Genomic DNA, 23751 nt, shown 5'->3' with positions numbered 1-23751 from the left:
CGACCTTTCTATTTGTCAGAAATTGATGCAATTCCTGGTAATGTTTTACCTTCAAGATATTCAAGTGAAGCACCACCACCAGTTGAGATGTGGGTAATTTGGTCTGCAATTCCTAATTGAATAGCTGCAGCTGCTGAATCACCACCACCGATGATTGTAGTTGCCTCCGTTAATGCACCAAGTGCACGACCGACTTCAAGAGTACCTTCAGCAAAGTTGCTCATTTCAAATGCACCCATTGGTCCATTCCAAACAACTGTCTTGGCATCTTTAAGCACATCCTTGAAGAGCGCAATTGACTTAGGTCCAATATCAAGACCCATCTTGTCATCAGCAATGTCCACATCAGATACTTCAAATGGTGCATCGTTAGAGAATTCTGCTGAAACTAAGTGATCGATAGGCAGCACAATTTTGTCGCCAGCCTTGTCGAGTAATTCCTTAGCTAAGTCAACCTTGTCGGCTTCAAAAAGTGATTTACCAATAGAATGACCTTGTGCAGCAAGGAATGTGTAGGCCATACCACCACCGATTAAGATGTGATCTGACTTAGGGATTAGGTTCTCAATCACGCCAATCTTATCAGACACCTTAGCACCACCAAGGATGGTCACGAATGGGTGTACTGGGTTATCGACAGCATCACCGAGGAACTTGATTTCTTTCTCCATCAAGAAGCCAGCTGCAACCTTACCGCCCTTTGCCTTGATTGCTTCAGCGATACCAGCATTAGATGCGTGGGCACGGTGAGCAGTACCGAAGGCATCGTTCACGTAAAGGTCGCCAAGACCAGCCCAGTATTCGCCAAGAGTTGGGTCATTCTTTGATTCGCGTTTGCCGAAATCGTTGTCGATATCTTGGAAACGGGTGTTTTCCATCAACAAAACATCACCATCGTTCATGGCTGCGATTGCTGATTCAAGTTCAGTACCTTCGTTTGTTGGTACGAACTTCACGTCTTTACCTAGTAGCTCGCTTAATCGACTAGCAACTGGTGCAAGGGTCAAAGCCTTCTTGTCTTCATCTGACTTAATCCGACCAAGGTGAGAAAGTAAGATTGCCTTACCACCGTTCTCAGTCACATATTTGATAGTAGGTAATGCGGCAACAATCCGGTTATCATTACCGATCACGCCGTCTTTAATAGGCACGTTGAAGTCAACGCGGATGAGCACTTTTTTGTCTTTAACGTCAAGGTCTGACACAATAAGTTTAGCCATATTTTCCTCCATAATTCCTTGAAAAAAGGCGCAAGGAGTATTATCTCCCTCCGCCTTTATTCATGGTAATTGAATAATAAATTCTGCTTCGTTTTTTTAAAAATTAAAGTGTAGCAAATTTCAATAAAGTACGAACCATTTGGCAAGTAAAGCCGTATTCGTTATCATACCAAGCTACAGTCTTAACAAGTTGCTTGTCGCCTACAGTTGTAACTTCAGTTTGTGTTGGGTCGAAGATTGAACCGTAAGTAGTTCCGATAACGTCACTAGAAACGATTGAGTCTTCATTCCAGCCGAAGCTTTCGTTGCCTTCAGTGTGCTTTCTCATTGCTTCGTTAACTTCGTCAGCAGTAACCTTCTTGTCAAGGATAGTAACTAATTCAGTTAATGAACCGTCAACAACACCAACACGTTGTGCATGTCCTTGAACCTTACCGTTAGCACTAGGAACAACCAAACCGATAGCCTTAGCAGCACCAGTTGAGTGAGGAATAGTGTTAGCAGCAGCTGAACGTGCAGCACGTAAGTCACCACCACGAACAGGGCCATCAAGTAACATTTGAGTTGATGTGTAAGCGTGGATAGTAGTCATAGTACCAACTTCAAGACCGAAGTCCTTGTCCAAGTAGTGAACCATTGGTGCTAAGCAGTTTGTAGTACATGAACCTGCAGAAACGATTGTGTCGTCACCAGTTAAAGTGTCGTCGTTTACGTTGTAAACGATAGTCTTCAAATCTTTACCAGCTGGAGCTGAGATAAGAACACGTTTTGCACCTGCATCCAAGTGAGCTTGTGACTTAGCCTTTGAAGTGTAGAAGCCAGTACATTCAAGAACGAAGTCAACGCCGTCGTTCTTAACCCAAGGAATGTTTTGTGCTTGTGGTTCTGCGTATACATGGTAGCTCTTACCATCAACAACGATTGAATCTTCAGTAGCAGATACTTCGTTGTCAATAGTTCCATGAGTTGAATCATATTTCAAAAGATGTGCCAAAAGTGATGGGCTTGTCAAGTCGTTGATAGCAACAACTTCGATGTCACTTGATTTTGCACCTAATTCAAGAATACGACGAAATGCAAGACGGCCAATACGACCAAATCCGTTAATACCAATTTTAACTGTCATAACAGTTTCTTCCTCCTTAGGAAATAAGTAAAATTATATTTTAAGTGGGTCTATATCCCATTTAAAATCGAGTTAGCGGCACCTTCATCCGTGATTAACCACGTCTGTTTCGGTGCATTGTGCATGTAAGCCTTGATGGCAGCCGCCTTCTTAGTGCCGGCTGCAACAGCGAATACATGAGGTATTTTGAAAAGATCCTCCAATTGCAAACCAATTCTTGGTATCTTGTAAATCACCTGACCACTCCGGTTGAAGAAATACCCGAAACATTCAACCACAGCATCCTGTTGACGTAACTGTGACTTGACAGTTAAGTCTAAGTCACGTCTTTGGGCCATGACGTCTGCCGCTCCAATACCATGGATAACAGCATCACTATTTGAGATGTAATCCAGCACCTCACCAATGGAGGGGTCCTGTGTTAGCGACCGTAAAACTTCTGGACTAACATTCTCGGGTAGGTATAAAGCGCGATACTTACCGTTACTATAATGTGCCATTACCTGACACACTGTGTTGCTCTGGATTTCAACGCTCTCGCCCAACGCCCCACGACCTGGCACAAACATTAGCTGTCTATGATGTGAGAGGTTGCTTGAGAGATTCGGTACAATCTCCGCCATCGTCTTACCACCAAGGACCGTAATCGTGTTCTGTCCTAATGGTAGAAGTAAATCGAGTGCGGCGTTTAACTCCGTACCGAGTAATCCAAAAACATGATCCTGCAAGTCAGCGTTACCCGGGACAATGATTGCCCTGTTAATACCTAGCTTTTCTGCAAGACGTAATTCGGTCTGGCTTTCGTCGAATAACTTGGCAATGATTGGTGCCAAGCCAGAAATGGTCTTCTCACCCTTCGGGGTTAGTACCATGCCGAGGTGATTAATATCAATTAATCCTTGCGACTTGAGGTAGTCAGTTTCGGTCCGAATCGTTCTTTCACTGATTCCTAGTCGTTCAGCAATGATTCGCCGCCCCACAGGAGCTAGCCATGAAATCTGTTGCAAAACAGTAAATCTTTGTCGAATGGTCTTGATAACGTCAGGAACGAGATTTTCAATCCATGTAAATTCATCATGCATTAAAAGTTTCCTCCTTGCTGGGTCATATAATGTCCCATTATTTGACTTTGTATGACCCACGTTTCTCAAAAGAGAGAAGAAACAGTCTTGAAACCATTTCTTCTTTTTCAACAACACAAGTATACCAACATCAATTTTGAAATTCAAGGATTGGCACTAATTTTTTAATCTTGAAAATTTATGTTGCTATTTCTGCAATTATTGATAGAATAATATTGTTCGCGCCCTTAGTGTAATGGATCGCACGCAAGATTCCGGTTCTTGAAATCTCGGTTCGACTCCGAGGGGGCGCATAATAGCATTTCATTGCCAGCCAATCGGCTGGTTTTTTTGTGGCCGATTTCGGGCAAAAAAATACCTCGCCGGTTGGCGAGGAGCTCTAATCATACACAATTTATTATTTTGGAAATCCCAAATAAATAGCATAAAGGACTAGCGCTATTCCTACAATAATGGAGATTTTATACCAAATACTTTTATTTCTACGATAGATTCCAACAGCAATCAAAGCTATTCCAACCGCCAGCGAAAAAATCATTACATAAAAGAACACTCTACCCGACTCCTTTCAGCCGATTTCAATGACTCTATCATGACGTTTAGCCACTTCCAAATCGTGCGTCACCGTAACAATTGTAGTATTAAATTCTTGATTCACTATGTGGTCAACCCAAACTATTACGCTTACATTGTATCATCTGGTTCGGTTTATATCTGATTATGCCTGCGTCTTTACGAAAAATTAAGGAGTAGCCTAAATCTTACAGCTGAAGGTAGACTTAGAAACGTCAAGTTTTTACTGATTTTGTTACTTCCACAATTAAGCCACAATTTTTCATAAAACATAGTTTTACAAAGAAATTCCATAGAAGAAAAAATCACCTACGAACGCTGTAATATCCCCGTCCTGTAGGTGATTTTATTTCACGAAGTTTAACTAAGAAACCCCAGATATGCTGATTAGAGGACTTGAACCTCCGACCTACGCATTACTAGTGCGTTGCTCTACCAACTGAGCTAAATCAGCATTTTTTCAACAAGTAATATTATACATGAAAGAAAGAAAATGCCAAGCCCTTTTTCAGCAAAATATTTAAAACATTAGCGCACTAATTGCTCCTCTTGGTTGTAGAACTGCTTGTAGCCTAGGTATACCACGGTAATTGAGCTGAGACTAGTAGTGGCGAGCAACATGAAAGTCACCATTATTTGATAGCCAATTGCCTTAACTGGATCAACACCGGCGAAGATCAATCCACTCATCATTCCAGGCAGGCTAACCAGCCCAAGAGTCTTACTTGAATCAATCGTCGGTGTCATCCCGGTCTTGATGGCTTCACGCACAATTGATTTCGTCGCCTGGGCAGGTGTTGCGCCGAGTGCCAGCTTCTCCATCACCTGTTGGTGTTGGTCACGGAACAAGCTATCCATTGACCGATAGGCCAGACCAGATGCCACCATCGCGTTTGAGGCCGTCATCCCAGTGATCGGAACGATTTGAGACGGCGTAACCTTAAGCGAACCCGATAAGATTAAGATGCTGAGACAGACAGCCGTAGACAGACTCATCGCCAGAACCGAAATTTTAAACGCGTTAGGCAGACCGTTACTGCGTTTGCTGGAGTTCCAGGCGGCGTTTAGTACAATAATCGCCACCATGGCAAAGGTCAGCCAAACGTTATTCACGCCGAAAATATACTTCAATAAGTAGCCAACCACCGTCAGCTGCACAATCGCCCGTGAGATACCCCAGATAATATCCTTCGTGATGCCCAGCTTTTGCTTGTAACTAATGAATATGGCAAATAGAACTAAAGAAAATGTAATAGCCAGCGTTGCTGGCGAAACCGTTAAATTACTCATTGTTTTGCAACCTCCCGTCTATAATACGGAGAATATGTTTACTATCACTAATCTCATCTTCCTCATGGGTCACCTTAATCAGGGTCACGCCGCGCTCCTGATTCAACTGATCAAGCCAGCCCAGAATGAGGTTTTTCGTGGTTAAGTCTAACCCCGTTGTTACCTCATCCAATAACAGAACTTTTGGTAAAAAGAGCGTGTTTCGCGCCAGCGCCACTCTTTGCTTCTCTCCACCCGAGAGTTCGTTGACCTTGCGTTTTAAAATATCCGGCTTCAGGTCAAGGCTCTGCAGCGTTTCTATCACATGCTCCTGGCTATATTCCTGATTTCTAATTTCATAGACAAACTTGAAGCTATCCTCTGCAACCGCGCCAAACAAGACTGGTTGTTGGAAACAGTACGAGACATCCTGTCTATAACCCGCTGGACTCAACTCTGCGATATCTTGGCCGTCGAATTCGATCTTGCCTGCAGTCGGTGAGATAATCTTGGCCGCGAGCTTTAAAATAGTGCTTTTCCCAGAACCAGAAGGCCCAGCTAACGTGAGCGTTTCTCCGGTTGCCACTTCAAAGTTAATATTCGTTAGAATCTGCTTGTGGTCAGATTCAAAGTTTACCCCGCTAAATCGAATCATTTCATCACCCCTACTAAGTCCTAATAATTTAGAATCATTATTATTTAGTGTTATAATACACATAGTGTAGCATAGTTAACTCCAGTATTAAAGAGTATGTTCGCACGTAAATAACTTTTATTATCGAATTGAATCATTATATATTAGAAGGAGTTTCATATGCCTACTAAATCCCAATTAGAACAAGCAACCACAATCATTCGGGAACACGATTTAAAGGCGACACCACAGAGACAGAATATTTTGGCCTACCTGATGAGTCACCATAATCACCCAACAGTTGAAATGATTCGCGACAATTTGGCCAAGAGCAACCCCAATATCGGGACTGCCACAGTCTACAATGCACTGAATTCTTTCGTTGAGCTGGGCCTCGTCATCGAGATTCAAAACGGTGATGGCAGCACACACTACGATTACTTCGATAAGCCCCACTTCCACGTAATCTGCACCAATTGTGGCCGCATTGCGGACGTGGAAAATGCAGATTTCGTTCAGTATGAGAAGGCATTGCGCAAAAGCGCAGCGGCGGAAACCGGCTACCTCACAAGCGGCAGCCACCTAGAGATTTACGGTATCTGTCCTACGTGTCAGAAGAAACTACACCTGCACATGGTCGACAACAACTAATCAATAGTTTCGGTGCTTTCTCATTGACCATTTTTAATAATTGTGCGAGAATTAGCACAGTACAAATTAGAGTGCTAAAATTAAATTTTTGGAGGTAGGAAATGTTAGTACCTACAGTTATTGAACAAACTTCACGTGGTGAACGTGCATACGACATTTACTCACGCTTATTAAAAGACAGAATCATCATGCTTTCTGGAGAGATTAACGACCAAATGGCTAACACAGTCATCGCTCAACTCCTCTTCCTTGACGCACAAGATTCCACGAAGGATATTTCACTTTACATTAACTCACCAGGTGGTGTGATTACCTCTGGTCTTGCAATCATGGATACGATGAACCTAATCAAATCAGACGTGCAGACCATTGCCATCGGTATGGCGGCTTCCATGGCCAGCATCCTCTTGGCCACCGGTACTAAGGGCAAGCGGTTTGCTTTACCAAATGCAACGGTGTTAATTCACCAACCACTTGGCGGTGCCCAAGGCCAAGCAACCGAGATTGAGATTGCCGCTGAGGAAATCCTGAAGTCACGGAAGAAATTAAACAAGATTCTGGCTGACACTACCGGTCAGGATCCAGAGGTTATCCAAAGAGATACTGAGCGTGACCACTACTTGACCGCCCAGGAAGCCAAGGATTACGGCCTAGTTGATGACATCCTGACTAGTACACCAAATAAATAAATATCACCAAATAAAAATCACTTTTGACCAACTAACTAGCGGTCAAAAGTGATTTTTTTATCTTAAATTAACTAACTCAATTAAACCAGCTCACTATCCTCGCGAAGCTCTGAATTAACCCGGTCGAGATTGGACTTCAGCTGGGCGACGTCCTTCATGTACTTATCGTATTGATTGTCTGAAATATGCATCATTGAAAGACAGCCGGAAACACGCTCAGAAATGGCGTCCCGCTGTGACAATGCGTATTCAGACGGCGAGACATCCAGCCGTCTTTCATCCTTTAGTGAGCGTTCCTTGACCACCCAATTGTCCTTCTCGAGTCGCCGCAAGAGTGGCGTTAGTGTGCCACTATCGAGCGCCACCTTTTCTCCCAATTGCTTAACAGAGAGTGTGTGAAACTCGTATAGGGACAGCATTACGATATATTGAGCGTAGGTTAAGCCCCATTCCTTCAATGCCTGATTATAAAACTTATTAAATGTCTTATGGGCTTGATAGATCTCGAAACATAGTTGCTGATCAAGTCTAATAGCTTTATCGTTACTCTCCATCAATTAATCCTCTTTTAGTACACATCTTGGCCGGAACGAATCCGTTCCGCCATCTCTTCTATTTTTTTGAAACGATGATTTACACCAGACTTAGAAATCGGACCGTCAGGAATCTGCTCCGCAACTTCCTTTAAGGTAAGCTCCTGATTCTCCAGCCTGAACTGCGCCAACACGCGAATCTTCTCTGGTAGACGTTCCAGTCCAATCTCCTGTTTAATTATGGTAATGTCCTCGACCTGTTTGGCAGCCGCATTGGCGGTCTTCTTGAGGTTAGCCGTATCGCAGTTTACCAGCCGATTGACCGAGTTGCGCATATCCCGCATGATGCGCAGATCCTCGAATGCAAGCATTGCGTTAATTGCCCCAATCACACGGAGAAAATCTGCGATTTTCTCTGCACCCTTGAGGTAGGCAATGTAACCACTCCGCCGCTTCGTAGCCTTCGCGTTCAGGTTAAACTTATTCATGAGCGCCACTATATCGGCATTATGTTCCTCATACAGTGAATAAATCTCCAGGTGATAGCGACTAGTCTCCGGATTATTGACACTACCAGCTGCGAGAAAAGCCCCTCGTAGATAGCTCATTGTGCGCTGTTCATCCTTCATTATCTTCTCCGGTACCCGTGTCTTGATTGCGAAGTGCTCGTCCACAATGTCTAGGTCCTGAAGAATCTCCTTAACACGAGTCTTCAGCCGGACCAAGTATTGGTTATTCTTTTTTAATTTCATTTTCTGTGAAACCAACAGCACTGGCTCGATTTTATACGCAATCTTCATTAGTGAGAAGATTCTCCGCGCAATTGCCGGATTCTCCGTCACAATATCTAAAGATAAATTCTTATTCCTTAACGAAAGAATGCCGTTCATCCGTAAAAAAGCTGATAACTCTGCTTTTGCATGTTCCGGATGAACCTCGAGTACTGTTAGTTCCTTCTTCACAGAACTAGCATATGACGCCATTATCTCACTCCGTTCTTCCGATTATCAGATTGAAATGCCAGATTCAAGATCTCTTGTGCCACTTTGGGGCCATTATGGTAGACACCGTTGCCCCGCATATTGATGAAATTATCAGTGATTACCCGACAACCCATCTCCCGTAAGCCAGCAAAGTCTCTTTTGACCGGCAACAGATATTCATCATAGTCTGCAGCATTGAAGTTTTCCATCACAACAGGAGCTGAATTAACCAGGACCGTATCAACGTAGTTCCCACCGAGGTGTTGGTTAATCAGCCGCACATGTTCCGCGTCCGTCATCCCTTCCGTCTCCCCTTTTTGGGTCATGATGTTGCAGATGTAGATGACCTCGGCCTTCGTCTGTCGAATCGCATCACCCAAATTTTGAATCATTAAATTAGGCAAGATACTAGTGAACAGGCTCCCGGGTCCAAGCACCACCACATCGGCCTGCATAATCGCAGCCAATACAGGCAAGACAGCTGCTGGTTCCTGTTCACCTACAGTATCCGTCACCCAAACTCTTTTGATTTTCTTAGCGGTACTTGAGATATTCGTCTCACCACTAGCGGTGGTCCCGTCAGCGAATTCAGCATGTAAAGTCAGCGGCTCATTACTAGCAGGGAAAACCCGGCCATAGATCCGCATCATCTTGCTCAATACCTGCACCGCATCGAAAATATTACCCTGCATTTCGTTCAATGCAGCGATGATGAGGTTCCCAATTGCATGACCCGAAAAGAAGGAATCATTACTGTTAAACCGGTACTGAAAGACATCCAGTTCCACTTGAGTAAGCTCTGAGAGGGCAACTAGGACATTTCTAATATCACCAGGTGGGACCACATTGATATAATCACGAATTGCACCAGAAGAGCCACCATCATCGGCCACAGTCACGATGGCGCTAATCTCGGCATTCTTTTCCTTCAGTGCAGATAAGATAACCGGTAAGCCCGTGCCCCCGCCAATCACGACAACTTTCGGTCGCCGGCCTTTGATGACCCGAACAATCTTATTGATCCCGTCCGCCATTACTTAGAGCCCCCTTTGTAACGCCAAATTTCTCGGTGAGTGACGTCAACCTTATAATCTTGATCCAGGTCATGTGCCAACCGCTGAGCAAGCGCAACAGAGCGGTGTTGACCACCCGTACAGCCAATTGCAATTGTCAGATTGGCCTTCCCCTCTTCGATGTAACCTGGGATAGTCGTCTCTAATAGACTAAGAAATTTCTGGTAAAAGTCTTCTGTTGCTGGCTGGTGCATCACATAATCCGACACCCGGCGGTCGAGCCCAGTAAATGGCCGTAATTCGGGCAAATAGTAGGGATTGGGGAGGAAGCGCACGTCCATGACGATATCGGCATCAATTGGTAGTCCATACTTGAAGCCAAACGACATCACCTCAATTGAGAAGACAGTCGTCTGTTCATCGGTAAACTTCGCTTTTAGGTCAGCCTTAAGCTCAGCTGCTGACATATTGGTTGTATCAATGACGAGTTGTGCCATCTTCTTGATTGGTTCAACTAAGGCACGTTCCTGATTAATTGCATCCAGAAGCCGACCGTTCTGTGCCAACGGATGGGCGCGCCTAGTCTCCTTATAACGCGTCACCAACTCATCGTTTGCCGCATCAAGGAAGACAATGTTCGTGTGAACCTTCTTCGTATCCTCCAATGAGTTAATCTCATCCTGCAGGTCCTCGTAGAAGCCCTTCACACGCAAGTCAATCACAACGGCCACTCGCGAGATATCCTTCGTCGTAATGATTAGCTCCCAAAAGTGGGGTAGTAGTGCCGGAGGTAGGTTGTCGACTACGAAATAACCCATATCCTCAAGGCTTTGGATTGCTACGGTCTTGCCCGCACCACTCATTCCAGTAACGATTAATAGTTTCTTAGTTGTTTCAGTCATCAGACCACCTCAATTTCCTTCAACACATTATAACACGCCGTGTGTTTCTTTGCTCTCTTTTGTATCAAAAAGGCTCTGTCTAAGCAACAGAGCCAGTTAAACTAGTCTATGAATAAATTATAACCTGTGTGCAAATGAAACAATTACATTATTCACACCGTAAATGATCAGGTAAATAGCTACCAACAAGACTAGTGTCATCGCGGAAACCACCGGATTCATCAGCATCAAGAGAGCCACAATTAAACTAAAAATATTTAGGACTAACGAGAGAAGAAACAGTGGTGCGCTAATATCGCGCAGGTGAAACGAGAACACTAGGCCAATCACTGAATCCGTTAAGAACCAGATTGAGAAGAGAATGGCGATGGTTAGTGCTCCGAAGTCACCGTAAAAGAGGAACAGGAGGCCAACTACCAAATCTACTATTCCTGAGATCAGCGTGACCCACGATTCACGAAAGAGGTCCCTGAACGAGGAATAACTTGCCAGCCAGACAATTCCCTGAATGATTGAGCCGATACCGAAAACCAGCACCAGGCTCCTGAGTGCGACTCCTTGGTGGCGCATCATGAAGAAGCCGGCTAAAAGGAAAATCACGCCAGAGATAAATTGGCCCCAGTCAAATCTGCTTTGTCTTTGTTGTGTATACATTATTCTCTCCTCCAAAATAAGATTTGGTCCAGTTAAACACTGTGTTCCATGCTACTTCTGCTTTTGTTGGGCCTTTTCCTCGGCCAAAGTACGTTTGTAATCGCGTTTGAGAATCGGCTTCAGGTACTGCCCGGTATAGCTCTTCTTCACCTTTGCCAAGTCCTCAGGTGTACCGGTAGCCAGAATCTGGCCACCACCCTCACCACCTTCTGGCCCCAGATCGATCAGCCAGTCAGCGTTTTTGATCACATCCAGGTTGTGTTCAATAATTAGCACGGTGTTCCCCTCATCCACGAGTCGTTGCAGAACATCAAGCAGACGGCTAATATCATCTGAATGCAAACCGGTTGTTGGTTCATCCAGAATATAGAAGTTTTTACCGGTCGAAATCTTCTGGAGCTCGGAAGCTAATTTCATTCTCTGCGCCTCACCACCAGAAAGAGTTGTTGCTGCCTGGCCCAACTGAACGTAGCCCAGGCCAACATCGACGATTGTCTCTAACTTACGGTGAATCTTTGGAATGTGTTCGAAGAATTTCGTTGCCTGAGAGATAGTCATCTCAAGCACATCTGCGATATTCTTCTCCTTATACGTTACCTCAAGGGTCTCCGAGTTGTAGCGTTTCCCGTGACATACCTCACACGGCACGTAAACGTCGGGCAGGAAGTTCATCTCAATCTTGATAATGCCGTCACCCTTGCAGTTCTCACAGCGACCACCCTTAATGTTGAACGAGAAGCGGCCCTTTGCGTAACCACGCATCTTAGCCTCATTCGTCTGTGCAAAAAGACCACGAATATCGTCAAAAACACTGGTGTACGTTGCTGGATTACTCCGCGGAGTCCGACCGATTGGGCTTTGATCGATATCAATAATCTTTTCGATATTCTCATAGCCGGAAATACTCTTGTACTTACCCGGCTTGGTGGAGTTCCGATTCAACTTCTGCGCCAGCGCTCGCTTCAGGATCATGTTGACTAAAGTCGACTTGCCGGAGCCCGAAACACCCGTCACAACAACGAGTTCTCCCAGCGGGAAGTCCACATTGACGTTCTTCAAGTTATTCTCGGCAGCCCCTTTGACCGTGATTTTCTGACCGTTACCAGTTCTACGCTTTAGTGGCACCTTGATAAACTTCTTGCCTGATAAATACTGACCAGTAATTGATTGCTCTACCTGAGCAACCTCGGCAGGTGTGCCAGCGGCCATCACCTGGCCACCATCAGCCCCGGCCCCCGGGCCAATGTCAATCAGATAATCCGCAGCTCGCATTGTATCCTCGTCGTGTTCAACCACAATGAGGGTATTCCCGAGGTCTCTCATCTCTTGGAGCGAGCCAATTAAGCGATCATTATCCCGTTGGTGGAGCCCAATGGAAGGCTCGTCCAGGATATACATGACGCCAGAAAGATTGGAACCAATCTGAGTGGCTAAACGAATTCTTTGTGCCTCCCCACCAGAAAGTGTACCAGCCGAACGCGAGAGCGTCAGGTAGTCTAGCCCAACATTAATCAGGAAGGTTAGGCGATCATTAATCTCTTTTAAGATTGGTTTAGCAATCGCGGTCTCTTGCTCCGAAAGTTCGATTTTGTGGAAGAAATCAACTGCTCGCTTGATGGCAAAAGTAGAAACTTCAGCAATATCTTCGCCCATCACCTTGACGGCTAAGGCTTGGCGGTTTAATCGCTTGCCATGGCAGACAGGACAAGTCAATTCGGTCATGTACTTACGCATTTGATCGCGGGTAAAGTCGCTGTTAGTCTCGTGGTAGCGGCGTTTAACATTAGTTAGCACACCCTCAAAGACCACGTCCACGTCCCTGACACCACCGAACTCATTTTGGTAGTGGAAATGGAAGGCTTTATTGCCTGAGCCAGTCAGGATAATGTCTTGCTGTGCCTTCGTTAACTTATTAAATGGCTTATCCATTGGTACCTTGAACTGTTTCATGGCTTGTGCAAGCATCTCTGGGTAGTAGTTAGAGCTGATTGGATTCCAGGGAATAACGGCCCCCTCTTCGAGCGAGAGACTTTGGTCTGGAATCACCAAATCAACGTCGACCTCGAGTTTCATACCTAGACCATCACATTCCGGACATGCACCAAAAGGAGCGTTAAATGAGAACAAACGTGGTTCAAGCTCGCCCACGGTAAAGCCACAGATTGGGCAGGCATAGTGTTCTGAGAAAATCAACATTTCTGAGCCAACCACATCGACGTTTGCGTAACCATCGGCAAGACGGAGTGCAGCTTCTAATGAATCAAAGATCCTTGAGCGAATCTCCGGTTTCACAACCAAACGGTCAATCACGATACTGATATCGTGCTTTTGGTTCTTATTCAAGTCAAATTGCTCGGTAATCTCATGCACTTCTCCGTCAACGAAGACGCGCACATAACCTTCTTTTTGAATTTTTTCAAAAACCTTTTGGTGCTGGCCTTTTTTCGCTCGGATAACAGGGGCAAGAATCTGAATTTTAGAGCGTTCTGGTAGGTCGAGCACCCGTGTAACCATCTGATCCACGGATTGACTCACGATTGGTGTGCCATCATTCGGACAGATTGGGTGGCCAACACGGGCCCAGAGCAGCCTTAGATAGTCATTAATTTCGGTGACAGTCCCCACTGTCGACCGAGGATTCTTCGAGGTCGTCTTCTGGTCAATCGAAATGGCTGGATTCAGCCCATCGATTGAATCCACGTCAGGCTTATCCATCTGGCCCAAGAATTGCCGTGCATAACTGCTCAACGACTCAACATAACGTCTCTGCCCTTCGGCATAGAGGGTGTCAAACGCAAGCGAGCTCTTCCCGGAACCCGAGAGGCCGGTCATGACCACCAACTTTTCCTTTGGGATGGTGACACTGACGTCTTTTAGATTGTGTTCTCTGGCACCGTGAATCACGATTTTATCATTTGCCATACTTATTTACCTTCACTCTTTAATTCTAACAGGGCATCGCGCAAGGTTGCAGCCTCCTCGAAGTCCAACTTCTTCGCCGCATTTTGCATCTGCTCGGTCAGATTTTTAATTAATTCTTGTTTCTCCTTCTTACTTAACTCATCGAAATTAAGTTCCTTGAAGGATTTTTCTGTTTCTTTGGCATCGACCTGCTTGACAAGTGAGATTGACGCCCTGATTGGTTTGATGATCGTTGTTGGGGTAATCCCATGCTCCTCATTAAACTGCTCCTGAATCTGCCGCCTTCTATTGGTCTTGTCAATCGCAATCTTCATGGAGTCTGTCATCTTATCAGCATACATGATTACATCACCGTGTGCATTTCTGGCTGCTCGACCGATGGTCTGGATCAGCGGTCGTTCAGAACGCAGGAATCCCTCCTTATCGGCATCCAAAATCGCTACAAGTGAGACCTCTGGTACGTCAATTCCCTCACGCAACAGGTTAATTCCGATTAACACGTCGAACTTGCCAAGTCGGAGGTCACGAATGATTTCCGATCGTTCCAGTGTTTTGATGTCACTGTGGAGGTACTTCACCTTAATTCCGAGATCTTTCAGATAATCGGTTAAATCCTCCGCCATCTTCTTGGTCAACGTGGTGACAAAAACCCGCTCGTCACGTTTCGTGCGTTCATTAATCTGACCAACTAGATCGTCAATCTGGCCCTCAATCGGCCTAATCTCCACCTTTGGATCGAGCAGCCCTGTTGGTCGAATAATCTGTTCCACCTTGTAATTCGTCCGCTCGAGCTCGTAGGGACCGGGTGTCGCAGAGACGTACATAATCTGGTGGACGTGCTGTTCAAATTCTTCGAGCCGTAAAGGCCTGTTGTCTAATGCACTAGGTAGCCTAAAGCCGTAATCCACAAGCATCTGTTTCCGTGCCCGGTCACCGTTATACATCCCTCGAATCTGGGGCATCGTCACGTGTGATTCATCGATTAAGATGAGAAAATCGTCAGGGAAGAAATCAAGTAGCGTGAACGGTGGCTCACCCTCTGCACGACCTTCCATGTGACGCGAATAGTTCTCAATCCCATTCGTGTAGCCGAGCTCCTGCATCATTTCAATATCATACGTCGTCCGTTGCTTAATCCGCTGGGCCTCCAATAGCTTACCTTCATCGTTGAACTTCTTCACTTGCACGTCCAACTCATCCTTGATTCTACGGACGGCTGCCTCCATCTGTTCATCGTTAGTCATGAAATGGGTTGCCGGAAATAGTGAGACCTGTTCACGTTCACCAACAATCTCGCCAGTCAAAGAGTCAACCTCAACAATGCGGTCAATTTCATCACCAAAGAATTCCACGCGAAAGGCATGTTCACTATTACCAGCTGGGAAAATTTCGACTACATCACCACGGACTCTGAATCGGCCACGTTGAAAATCGATATCGTTCCGATCATATTGAATAGTCACAAGCTGTCTGAGTAGCTCGTTTCTATCCATTTCCATTCCCACCCGTAGTGAGATCACAGATTTCGCATACTCGTTTGGATCACCAAGACCAAAGATACTGGAGACACTGGCGACAACAATCACGTCATTGCGCTCCAGTAACGCACTAGTGGCCGAGTGGCGCAGCTGATCGATCTCATCGTTGATTGCCGAATCCTTCTCAATATACGTATCAGAAGATGGCACATAGGCTTCCGGTTGGTAGTAGTCATAGTATGACACAAAATACTCGACGGCATTCTCGGGGAAGAAGTCTTTGAACTCACCATATAATTGACCCGCAAGAGTCTTGTTGTGGGAAATAATTAAGGTCGGCTTATTCAGCTTCTGAATTACATTGGCCATGGTAAATGTCTTACCAGTACCAGTCGCACCCTCCAGAATCTCCTCTTTACGGCCAGCTTTGAAGCCATCAACCAATTTGGTAATTGCGGCGCCTTGGTCCCCGGCGGGCTGGTATTTTGAGTGGAGCTTGAACGTGCCACCTTTTTGCTTAGTTATCAATTAATTCCCCTCCTCGTCAAAAAAAGTTGGATATAAAATCCAACTATTTACAAAATATATTTAATTCTAGCACTCCGAACATACTTTCGCCACAAATTAGTTTAGTAATTCAGCAAAAGCAGACTGGTAACGCGTCACATTGGCATGGGCATGTTCCGTTGAGTCGGAACGCACACCAACGTATACTTTGACCTTAGGTTCAGTCCCGGATGGCCGGAGCGCAATCCATGTATCGTCAGCCAAGTAATACTTCAAGACGTCTGCCTTTGGATAATCAGTGAACGCAGTCGTCTTCCCGTCTACCACGGCAGTCTGTGCCAGGTAATCCTCGTAGCGCATCACTTGTACACCGGCAATTTCCGTAACAGTTTCACTCCGGAGTTTCTCCATCATTGCCTTCATCTTGCTTAAACCATCAAGGCCAGTCATCTCGATTGATTTCGTCTCTTCGGCGAAGTAACCAAATTGTTGTGATAGTTCCTCTAAGCCCTCAGCAACCGTCAATCCGCGACTTGAATAGTATGCAGCAACCTCGGCCATCATGAGCGCGGCTTGAAGGGAATCCTTATCGCGGACAAAGTCCTTAAACAAGAAACCATAGCTCTCTTCGAACCCGAAGACAAACTTCCCGCTACCTGTCTGGTTTAGGTGCTCGATTTCCTCACCAATATACTTAAAGCCCGTTAGTACATTTTTCGTCTTGATACCAAAACTTGTGGCAATCACGAATGGGAGCTCACTTGAAACAATCGATTTGACAATCTCTAGTTGCGCAGTCAGCTCGCCGCTCTTCTTCATTCCCGTCAGCAGGTAATTCGTCATCAAGGCTGCAATCTGGTTCCCTGTCAATAGTTCATATTCACCGGCCTGATTAAGGACTGCACAGCCCATCCGATCGGCATCGGGATCGGTGGCAATGATTAGCTTTGCACCCACCTTTTTAGCCAGCTTAATGCCTTCTGTGAAAGCGGCTGGGGACTCGGGATTCGGTGATGGCACACTGATAAATTCCGGATCGAGAATTGCCTGGCTTGGGACAATATGCACGTTTTTGAAACCATTCTCACCGAAAACACGCTGGTACAACACATTACCTGTACCATGCAGAGGTGAGTAGACAATCGGTAAGTTGTCTGCCTCAGCAGCAATCAACTTGCGATCGACGTTCACGGTCTGAAGCTGTGCTAAATAAGCCTGATCGACGTTCTCACCAATTAATTGAATCGTGCCCGCTTGCCGGAGTTCGGAGAGATTACCGGTCTGCACTGCGAAAATATCGTCGATGGCCTCAGCGTACTTCACGACACTATCCACCTCTGCCGGTGGCATCTGCCCCCCATCCGGGCCATAAATCTTATAGCCGTTATATTGTTTGGGATTATGACTTGCAGTAATCATAATTCCCGCATACGCAGTCAAATAACGAATTGTGAAGGAAAGCTCCGGCGTTGGCCGTAATGAATCGAACAGATAAACTTGGATACCATGTGCACCAAGGATTAACGCTGCATGCTGCGCAAAGGCGGCAGAATTATAGCGTGGATCATAACAGATTACAACACCACGAGCCTTATATTCAGCACCGAGTTCATCGATTAACCGGGCCAATCCCTCAGTGATTTTGCCAACCGTGAAGAGGTTCATCCGATTCGTGCCTGGCTCCATTAAGCCACGCATACCGGCTGTACCGAATTCCAAGTCGGCACCAAAAGCATCTTGGACCCAGTCGGGATTCTGTGCTAGATCAGCCAACTGCTGCTTCATTTCGAGTGGCAAGTTCTCGTTCTCCTGCCAGTATTTTACTTGTGTCATCAAAGTCATCTTTTTCTCCTTCAAAACATTTACATTTCATACTCTATGATACTGTTTCCGACCAACAAAAAAAAGCTTGAAAACAAGCTTTTGAATTTAGAAGTAGATTATGCAGTTTGCGTGAGACTATTCGTCTCTTGGAGATACTCGTAGACACCTTGACCGGCAATACCACCATCGCCAACCGCAGTGGCGATTTGGCGTAGCTGGTTGGCCCGGACATCGCCGATAGCGAAGATGCCAGGCACACTTGTCCGCATCTTCTCATCAGTGATAATCCAGCCATTCTCGTCGGTGATGTTCAGCTCCTTAAACTTATCAGTCATTGGCATGATTCCAACATAGATGAAGACACCATCAGCTGGCACAACGTGCTCTTCACCGGTGTTCTTATCACGATATTTCACACCGGTAGTCTTATTCTCTGTTCCCACAATTTCCTCTGTGATGGCATTCCACACAAATTCGATTTTAGGGTTGGCAAAGGCACGCTGTTGCAGAATCTGTTGTGCACGGAGTTGATCACGGCGATGAATAATCGTTACCTTGCTCGCCAGCTGAGTCAGGTAGAGCCCCTCCTCAACAGCAGAGTCACCACCACCAACAACCACTACTTCACGGTTCTTGAAGAATGCTGCATCACACACCGCACAGTACGAAACACCCATACCTGAAAGATCTTCCTCACCAGGTACGCCAAGATGTTTATGCTCTGCGCCAGTAGCGATGATGACCGTCTTCCCCTCGAAGTCGCCTTCGTCAGTCTCGACTAATTTATACTCTCCGTGGTCCGTCACGTTTTTGACATTACCGTACGCATACTCAGCACCAAACTTCGTTGCTGAAGCGTACATCTTCTCCGACAAATCAGGACCTGAAATAAGTTCGAAACCAGGATAATTCTCAATATCACCAGTATTGTTCATCTGACCGCCATAAATACCCCGGTCCAAGATGAGTACTGAAAGATTTGAACGTGATGCATACAGGCCGGCAGTCAAGCCACCCGGTCCAGCACCAATCACAATCACATCATACTTTTTCGTCATTTACAATTGGCTCCTTACTTTTAATAAGTTTATTTTACTCTTTTAAAGAAAAGATGCAACTGTGTTGCTCAGTCCTAGAATTCGAGTTCGGGTTTATTCTCCCGTCCCATCATCCGCGCTATTTCTGCATCAACTGATGAATCTTCATACAAGAAGCGATAAATAGCAGCTGAAATCGGCATCTCTAGGTTTAACTCCTGGCTCAGTTCATGCAAGGCCTTTGCCGTCAGGACACCCTCGACAACCATTCCCATATCACTCAACGTCTGTTCGAGGCCCTTACCCTTAGCCAGTTCACGGCCGGCACGCCAGTTCCGAGAATTCGTACTCGTGCACGTCACAATCAAATCGCCGATACCAGACAGACCGCTAAAGGTCAGCGGTTGTGCCCCCAGTCGTACGCCGAGTCGCGTCATCTCAGCTAAGCCACGTGTCATGAGTGCTGCCTTCGCGTTATCGCCGAAGCCCTTACCATATAATAAGCCAGCCCCCAGCGCAATCACATTCTTGGTCGCACCGCCAACCTCGACCCCAATCACGTCGTTCGTCGTGTATAGTCTGAGGTAATCGTTACTAAAAGTTTCCTGCACCAATTCAGCTACAGCCGTTGATTCACTGGCAACAGACAGCGCAGTCAAGTCCTTTTGAGCTACGCCTTCCGCGTGACTCGGTCCAGAAATAATCGCAATTTTGTCTGTTTGAGCAGGATAGATCTCCTCCGCAATGATTTGCGAGACTCGCTTCTTTGACCCGGGTTCAATCCCTTTTGTCGCGCTCACAATGATTGGTTGTGCGTTATTCTGTGCCAAGATTGTGGCGATGGACGCACCAACGCTTCTAATTGCCTTCGTCGGAATCACCAGTAAGAGCATATCCTGTCCCTGCACTGCTGCTTTAAGGTCGATGGTCACTGCAATCCGCTCGTTCGTCTTAAATGTTGCCGCCAGGTACCGCTTGTTTGTGTGGAAATTGATAATCTCGTCTAACACCTCTTGGTGGTTACCATAAAGTGTCACAGAATGGCCGTTATCGGCTAATAGTGAGGCCAAAACCGTGCCCCATGAACCTGCACCAATGACTGCAATTTTTTTCATTATTTCCTCCACTTTTTACCGATGATATGGGTACTTCAACCCACTGCCCGCCAGATACCACTCAGGCTTAGTCACGCGCCGTCTGTAAATGAACAGACCGATGACGACGAAGAACAAGACCGCTGACAACGCCTGTGAGACCCTAATCGTGTTGAAGATGTACAGGCTATCAGTCCGCATCCCCTCAACGAAGAATCGAACTACACTATACCATAATACATAGCTAAGCACGATCTCACCACGTTTGAAAAGGTCCTTCTTGTGGCGTAATGCCAGAATGATAATCAGTCCAATCAGATTGAAGAATGATTCATACAAAAATGTGGGTTGCCGGTATGCACCGTTGATCCACATCTGATCGATGATGAACTGGGGTAGATGAAGCCCTTGGAGGAAGCTCAATGTTGTTTTAGCGCCATATGCCTCTTGGTTCATAAAGTTACCCCAACGTCCGAGTATTTGTGCAGCCATCACGCCTGGTGTGATGATATCTAAGACCAGCCATGCTGGCAAAACTTTGTAGTAGCAGAAAATAATCAGGGTAATGAGGCCGGCAATTAGTCCACCATAAATGGCAATTCCGCCGTTCCAGATGGCAAAAATCTGCGCCGGGTGGGCTGAATAGTAGCCCCACTCAAAGATGACATAATAAGCACGCGCTCCGATGAAGCCAATCGGCACGATCCACAACAACAGATCAATGATATCGTCCGGCATAATCTGGCGTCTTTTCGCCTCCGCCATGGACATCCAAACGGCGATGACAATCCCTATTCCAATTAAAATACCATACCAACGAACGTCGCGGCCGGCGAAACGAAATGCAATCGGATCAATTGCGTTAGCGATAAATTGCACAATTATTGCTCCTTCTCTGTGTTGTCTTGGATGAGGTTCGCCAAGTTCTCCTCGAACTTCTTGGTGGCATCGTAGCCCATATTCTTCGCACGGAAGTTCATGGCGGCAACCTCGATAATGATGGCCAGATTACGTCCAACCTTCACTGGTACGGTAATCTTCGGGATGTTTACGTCGAAAATCGGCATGGATTCCGTCTCGAAACCGACACGGTCATAGTTCTTATCATTGTCCCAATTCTCGAGGTTAACAACAAGTGAGATTGGGGTTGAGGCCCGAACTGCTCCTGCACCGAAGAGATTCATGACGTCGATGATGCCAATTCCTCTAATCTCCAGGAGGTGCTTCAAGATGGCTGGCGCCTCACCGACCACCGTCTTCTCGTCTTGTTGAAAGACGTCAACTCGATCGTCAGCGATTAGCCTGTGGCCCCGCTTCACGAGTTCCAGTGCAGTCTCACTTTTACCAACACCGGAACTACCCATAATCAAGACACCTAGACCATAGATATCGACCAGCACGCCATGGATACTCCGCCGTTCTGCCAGCCTGTATTCTAAGTACTCGGTAATGACACTCGAGAGTCTTGTTGTCGATAACTGAGAACTAAGAACCGGAATCTTGTACTCAGTCGCCTTCTCTAACAGTTCGTCAGGTGCAGCTAGCCCCCGGGAGATTAAGAAGCAGGGGGTATCCTCTTCTTTACACATCCGGTCGAACACGCTCAGGCGTTCCTCCTGCGTGAGTTCATTCGCATAGGAGACCTCGGTCATTCCAAGTAACTGAATCCGTTCATGCGGATAGAAGTCAAAGTAGCCGGTCAGTTCTAACCCGGGACGGGAAATATCCGTCACGCCCACCGATTTATTCTTCAGGTAATCAGCGCCCGCATAAACCTTCAGGCCGTTATCGTGCACCATGTCGCTAATTTTCACGTTCTCAGTCATTTTTATACCTCACGATTTAATCAACTTACTTGTTCCAGTTTACCATTTAGGTACTAAAAAAGCGCCTAAAAATCAGGGCGCTTTTTTAAAATTTGAAATTTTCGTTTAGAAACTTGAAGACCAAGCTTTGTACGAATGACAGTACAAGCGAAACAATAATAACATTGAAGAAACCATTAATCACAATTTGATTGCCGGCGAAGCTAATTGCCAACTCTAAGGAAATTCCGTTGATAATCAACGCGAAAATACCAAAGGTCAGAAAGGAGATTGGTAACGCTAGCAACTGCAACAGCGGGCGGATTGTTCCGTTGATGATGGTGATGAACAGGCCTGCCAAGAGCGCAAAGCCAAAACTTTCAACGGCAATCATCGCGGGGAACATTCCCGCTAGCGCGACTAGGACCAATGCGTTGATGAACACTCTGATTATAAACTTCATCCTATTGCTCGTCGGCCTTCACGTCATTTGTTTCAACGTCACGGGCTTCTTTTCTAGTTGTGTCTTGACTAGTTGAATTCGTGTAGGTCTTTGTTGTCCCGGTTGAACCGTTAGTTGGCTTCTTGTACCGATTATAGAGCCAAATAGCCAAGGCAATCACCAAGATAGGCACAGCAAAGCGGATGACGAAGGCAATGGCACCGAAGAAAATACTAATAATCAACGCCGCAATTAAAACCAGTATTAATATTGCTAGAAAACCACTCATTAATTCTCTTCCTCTCGATCGTTCGTCTCGTCGACCACATCTTCCTCAACAAAGTCTGTCGTGGACGGCTTCTGGGGGATGATGAACCACAATAATAGGTACAACAGGGTTAACGTGCTAAGTGAAACTACCAACAAAATAGCAAAAATAATTCTTAGTTTCGTGCTATCTATTGACCAATATTCTGCTAGACCACCGATTACACCAGCTAATAGTCGATCATCGGTAGAACGATAAATTTTTTTGTTCATGTTTGCTCCTTCTTATCAACTAATCAATATTTTACAGCAACTCGGTTGTTAAATAAATACGCGGCTCTCATCTCCGACGATTTTTATGTAATCTTAAACAGTGTCTTTACGCACGTTGTTATTCAACTCCACAATCTTACCCGTCTTCAAGTACACAACCCATTCACAGAGGTTGGTTGCATAGTCACCAATTCGCTCAAGGTAGCTCGCGACAAGCATGTAGTAGGTGTTACCAAGTATCGTATCCGCGTCCTTCTTCATCTCGACCACGATTTGCTTATGAATCTTGTGTGAGAGTTCGTTCACCTGATCATCCATCTTGGCAACAGTAATTGCTTCCTCCTCGTCCTCGTGGCGGTATGCATGGAGCGATTGGTCAACAATCTCTAAGACGACGTTTGCCAGCTCATCAATTGCCTGCTCAATCTCGTAGACCCTGGTCGTGCCTTTCACCTTAATCGTCGCCTTTGCGATGCTGACCGCATGATCGCCCATCCGCTCCAGATCCGAGCTCGCCTTCATGACAGTCACAATTCGCCGCAAGTCACTGGTAACGGGTTGTTGGAGTGCAATCAACTCGAAACAGGTTTTTTCAAGCTGGACTTCCAGTTCGTTAATCTTCGGGTCGTAGTCAATCACCTTACCAGCACCTGCCTTATCGTGCTCGATAAAGGAGTCGACGGCTCGCTTAATATTCTTGCTCACCATGTGCCCCATCGCCGCAAAGCTTTCATGTAAATCGGCAATTTCTTCATCAAATGTTGCTCTCATGT

General features: G+C 45.9%; 24 protein-coding genes and 1 tRNA gene. 2 read left to right on the top strand and 23 right to left on the bottom strand.

Annotated features, from left to right (window positions below):
• Positions 1-8 precede the first annotated feature (8 nt).
• From LA20533_RS06795 to LA20533_RS06760, 7 genes are all read right to left on the bottom strand, one after another.
• Entirely contained in the window at positions 9-1220 is a 1212-nt protein-coding gene (locus tag LA20533_RS06795) for a phosphoglycerate kinase (RefSeq protein WP_056945980.1), read from the bottom strand.
• A 103-nt stretch (positions 1221-1323) separates the two neighbouring features.
• Positions 1324-2346 carry a type I glyceraldehyde-3-phosphate dehydrogenase gene (gene gap / locus LA20533_RS06790; RefSeq protein ID WP_054745946.1) on the bottom strand — a complete coding sequence of 341 codons (1023 nt, stop codon included), beginning with the start codon at positions 2344-2346 and terminating at the stop codon, positions 1324-1326.
• A 50-nt stretch (positions 2347-2396) separates the two neighbouring features.
• On the bottom strand, positions 2397-3428 hold the full coding sequence (locus LA20533_RS06785; protein ID WP_054745945.1) for a sugar-binding transcriptional regulator: 1032 nt from the start codon (positions 3426-3428) through the stop codon (positions 2397-2399).
• A 397-nt stretch (positions 3429-3825) separates the two neighbouring features.
• Positions 3826-3981 carry a hypothetical protein gene (locus LA20533_RS06775; RefSeq protein WP_156408165.1) on the bottom strand — a complete coding sequence of 52 codons (156 nt, stop codon included), beginning with the start codon at positions 3979-3981 and terminating at the stop codon, positions 3826-3828.
• A 401-nt stretch (positions 3982-4382) separates the two neighbouring features.
• Positions 4383-4455: transfer RNA gene (locus LA20533_RS06770), tRNA-Thr, on the bottom strand.
• Positions 4456-4529: 74 nt separating this feature from the next.
• Entirely contained in the window at positions 4530-5291 is a 762-nt protein-coding gene (locus LA20533_RS06765) for an ABC transporter permease (RefSeq protein ID WP_054745944.1), read from the bottom strand.
• Complete coding sequence (locus tag LA20533_RS06760) at positions 5284-5925, bottom strand: ABC transporter ATP-binding protein (protein WP_054745943.1); 642 nt, start codon at positions 5923-5925, stop codon at positions 5284-5286. Before LA20533_RS06760 ends, LA20533_RS06765 begins: the two co-directional genes overlap by 8 nt.
• Positions 5926-6084: 159 nt before the next feature.
• Here LA20533_RS06760 and LA20533_RS06755 point away from each other — a divergent pair, with 159 nt between their 5' ends.
• Both LA20533_RS06755 and clpP read left to right on the top strand, forming a co-directional pair.
• A complete protein-coding gene (locus LA20533_RS06755) occupies positions 6085-6555 on the top strand; it encodes a Fur family transcriptional regulator (RefSeq protein ID WP_054745942.1) in 471 nt (156 codons plus the stop codon).
• A 101-nt stretch (positions 6556-6656) separates the two neighbouring features.
• The gene (gene clpP / locus LA20533_RS06750; protein ID WP_054745941.1) at positions 6657-7244 is read left to right on the top strand and encodes an ATP-dependent Clp endopeptidase proteolytic subunit ClpP; all 588 of its coding nucleotides are present in this window, start codon (positions 6657-6659) and stop codon (positions 7242-7244) included.
• Positions 7245-7324: 80 nt separating this feature from the next.
• On the opposite strand, the gene LA20533_RS06745 is transcribed toward clpP, so the two are convergent.
• The 16 genes from LA20533_RS06745 to phoU form a co-directional block, all read right to left on the bottom strand.
• Positions 7325-7798: a MarR family winged helix-turn-helix transcriptional regulator gene (locus LA20533_RS06745; protein ID WP_054745940.1), complete on the bottom strand. Its 474-nt coding sequence runs from the start codon at positions 7796-7798 to the stop codon at positions 7325-7327.
• Between the two features lie 14 nt (positions 7799-7812).
• On the bottom strand, positions 7813-8760 hold the full coding sequence (gene whiA / locus LA20533_RS06740) for a DNA-binding protein WhiA (RefSeq protein ID WP_056945979.1): 948 nt from the start codon (positions 8758-8760) through the stop codon (positions 7813-7815).
• Positions 8760-9794 (bottom strand): gluconeogenesis factor YvcK family protein, encoded by a 1035-nt coding sequence (locus tag LA20533_RS06735; RefSeq protein ID WP_054745939.1) that lies wholly within the window; start codon positions 9792-9794, stop codon positions 8760-8762. Before LA20533_RS06735 ends, whiA begins: the two co-directional genes overlap by 1 nt.
• The gene (rapZ, locus tag LA20533_RS06730) at positions 9794-10675 is read right to left on the bottom strand and encodes an RNase adapter RapZ (RefSeq protein ID WP_056945978.1); all 882 of its coding nucleotides are present in this window, start codon (positions 10673-10675) and stop codon (positions 9794-9796) included. Before rapZ ends, LA20533_RS06735 begins: the two co-directional genes overlap by 1 nt.
• A gap of 117 nt (positions 10676-10792) precedes the next feature.
• Entirely contained in the window at positions 10793-11329 is a 537-nt protein-coding gene (locus tag LA20533_RS06725) for an HdeD family acid-resistance protein (RefSeq protein ID WP_054745938.1), read from the bottom strand.
• Positions 11330-11380: 51 nt separating this feature from the next.
• The gene (gene uvrA, locus LA20533_RS06720) at positions 11381-14251 is read right to left on the bottom strand and encodes an excinuclease ABC subunit UvrA (RefSeq protein WP_056945977.1); all 2871 of its coding nucleotides are present in this window, start codon (positions 14249-14251) and stop codon (positions 11381-11383) included.
• Between the two features lie 2 nt (positions 14252-14253).
• The gene (gene uvrB, locus LA20533_RS06715) at positions 14254-16257 is read right to left on the bottom strand and encodes an excinuclease ABC subunit UvrB (RefSeq protein ID WP_056945976.1); all 2004 of its coding nucleotides are present in this window, start codon (positions 16255-16257) and stop codon (positions 14254-14256) included.
• 96 nt (positions 16258-16353) lie between these two features.
• Positions 16354-18069 (bottom strand): phospho-sugar mutase, encoded by a 1716-nt coding sequence (locus LA20533_RS06710; RefSeq protein WP_236693760.1) that lies wholly within the window; start codon positions 18067-18069, stop codon positions 16354-16356.
• A gap of 107 nt (positions 18070-18176) precedes the next feature.
• Complete coding sequence (gene trxB / locus LA20533_RS06705; RefSeq protein ID WP_054745923.1) at positions 18177-19118, bottom strand: thioredoxin-disulfide reductase; 942 nt, start codon at positions 19116-19118, stop codon at positions 18177-18179.
• Between the two features lie 74 nt (positions 19119-19192).
• Positions 19193-20212: an NAD(P)H-dependent glycerol-3-phosphate dehydrogenase gene (locus LA20533_RS06700; RefSeq protein ID WP_056945975.1), complete on the bottom strand. Its 1020-nt coding sequence runs from the start codon at positions 20210-20212 to the stop codon at positions 19193-19195.
• Positions 20213-20227: 15 nt separating this feature from the next.
• Positions 20228-21061 (bottom strand): prolipoprotein diacylglyceryl transferase, encoded by an 834-nt coding sequence (gene lgt, locus LA20533_RS06695; protein WP_056946400.1) that lies wholly within the window; start codon positions 21059-21061, stop codon positions 20228-20230.
• 11 nt (positions 21062-21072) lie between these two features.
• Positions 21073-22017 (bottom strand): HPr(Ser) kinase/phosphatase, encoded by a 945-nt coding sequence (gene hprK / locus LA20533_RS06690; protein WP_054745918.1) that lies wholly within the window; start codon positions 22015-22017, stop codon positions 21073-21075.
• A gap of 85 nt (positions 22018-22102) precedes the next feature.
• The gene (locus tag LA20533_RS06685) at positions 22103-22459 is read right to left on the bottom strand and encodes a phage holin family protein (RefSeq protein ID WP_054745916.1); all 357 of its coding nucleotides are present in this window, start codon (positions 22457-22459) and stop codon (positions 22103-22105) included.
• A 1-nt stretch (position 22460) separates the two neighbouring features.
• Positions 22461-22727, bottom strand: a complete 267-nt coding sequence (locus LA20533_RS06680) for a DUF3329 domain-containing protein (RefSeq protein ID WP_054745914.1) — start codon at positions 22725-22727, stop codon at positions 22461-22463.
• A complete protein-coding gene (locus tag LA20533_RS06675; RefSeq protein WP_075362819.1) occupies positions 22727-22978 on the bottom strand; it encodes a PspC domain-containing protein in 252 nt (83 codons plus the stop codon). Before LA20533_RS06675 ends, LA20533_RS06680 begins: the two co-directional genes overlap by 1 nt.
• A 93-nt stretch (positions 22979-23071) precedes the next feature.
• Positions 23072-23749: a phosphate signaling complex protein PhoU gene (phoU, locus tag LA20533_RS06670; protein ID WP_056945974.1), complete on the bottom strand. Its 678-nt coding sequence runs from the start codon at positions 23747-23749 to the stop codon at positions 23072-23074.
• Between the last annotated feature and the right edge of the window lie 2 nt (positions 23750-23751).

Source organism: Amylolactobacillus amylophilus DSM 20533 = JCM 1125 (genome assembly GCF_001936335.1).
Classification (GTDB): domain Bacteria; phylum Bacillota; class Bacilli; order Lactobacillales; family Lactobacillaceae; genus Amylolactobacillus; species Amylolactobacillus amylophilus.
This window is presented reverse-complemented; position numbering and strand designations above follow the sequence as displayed.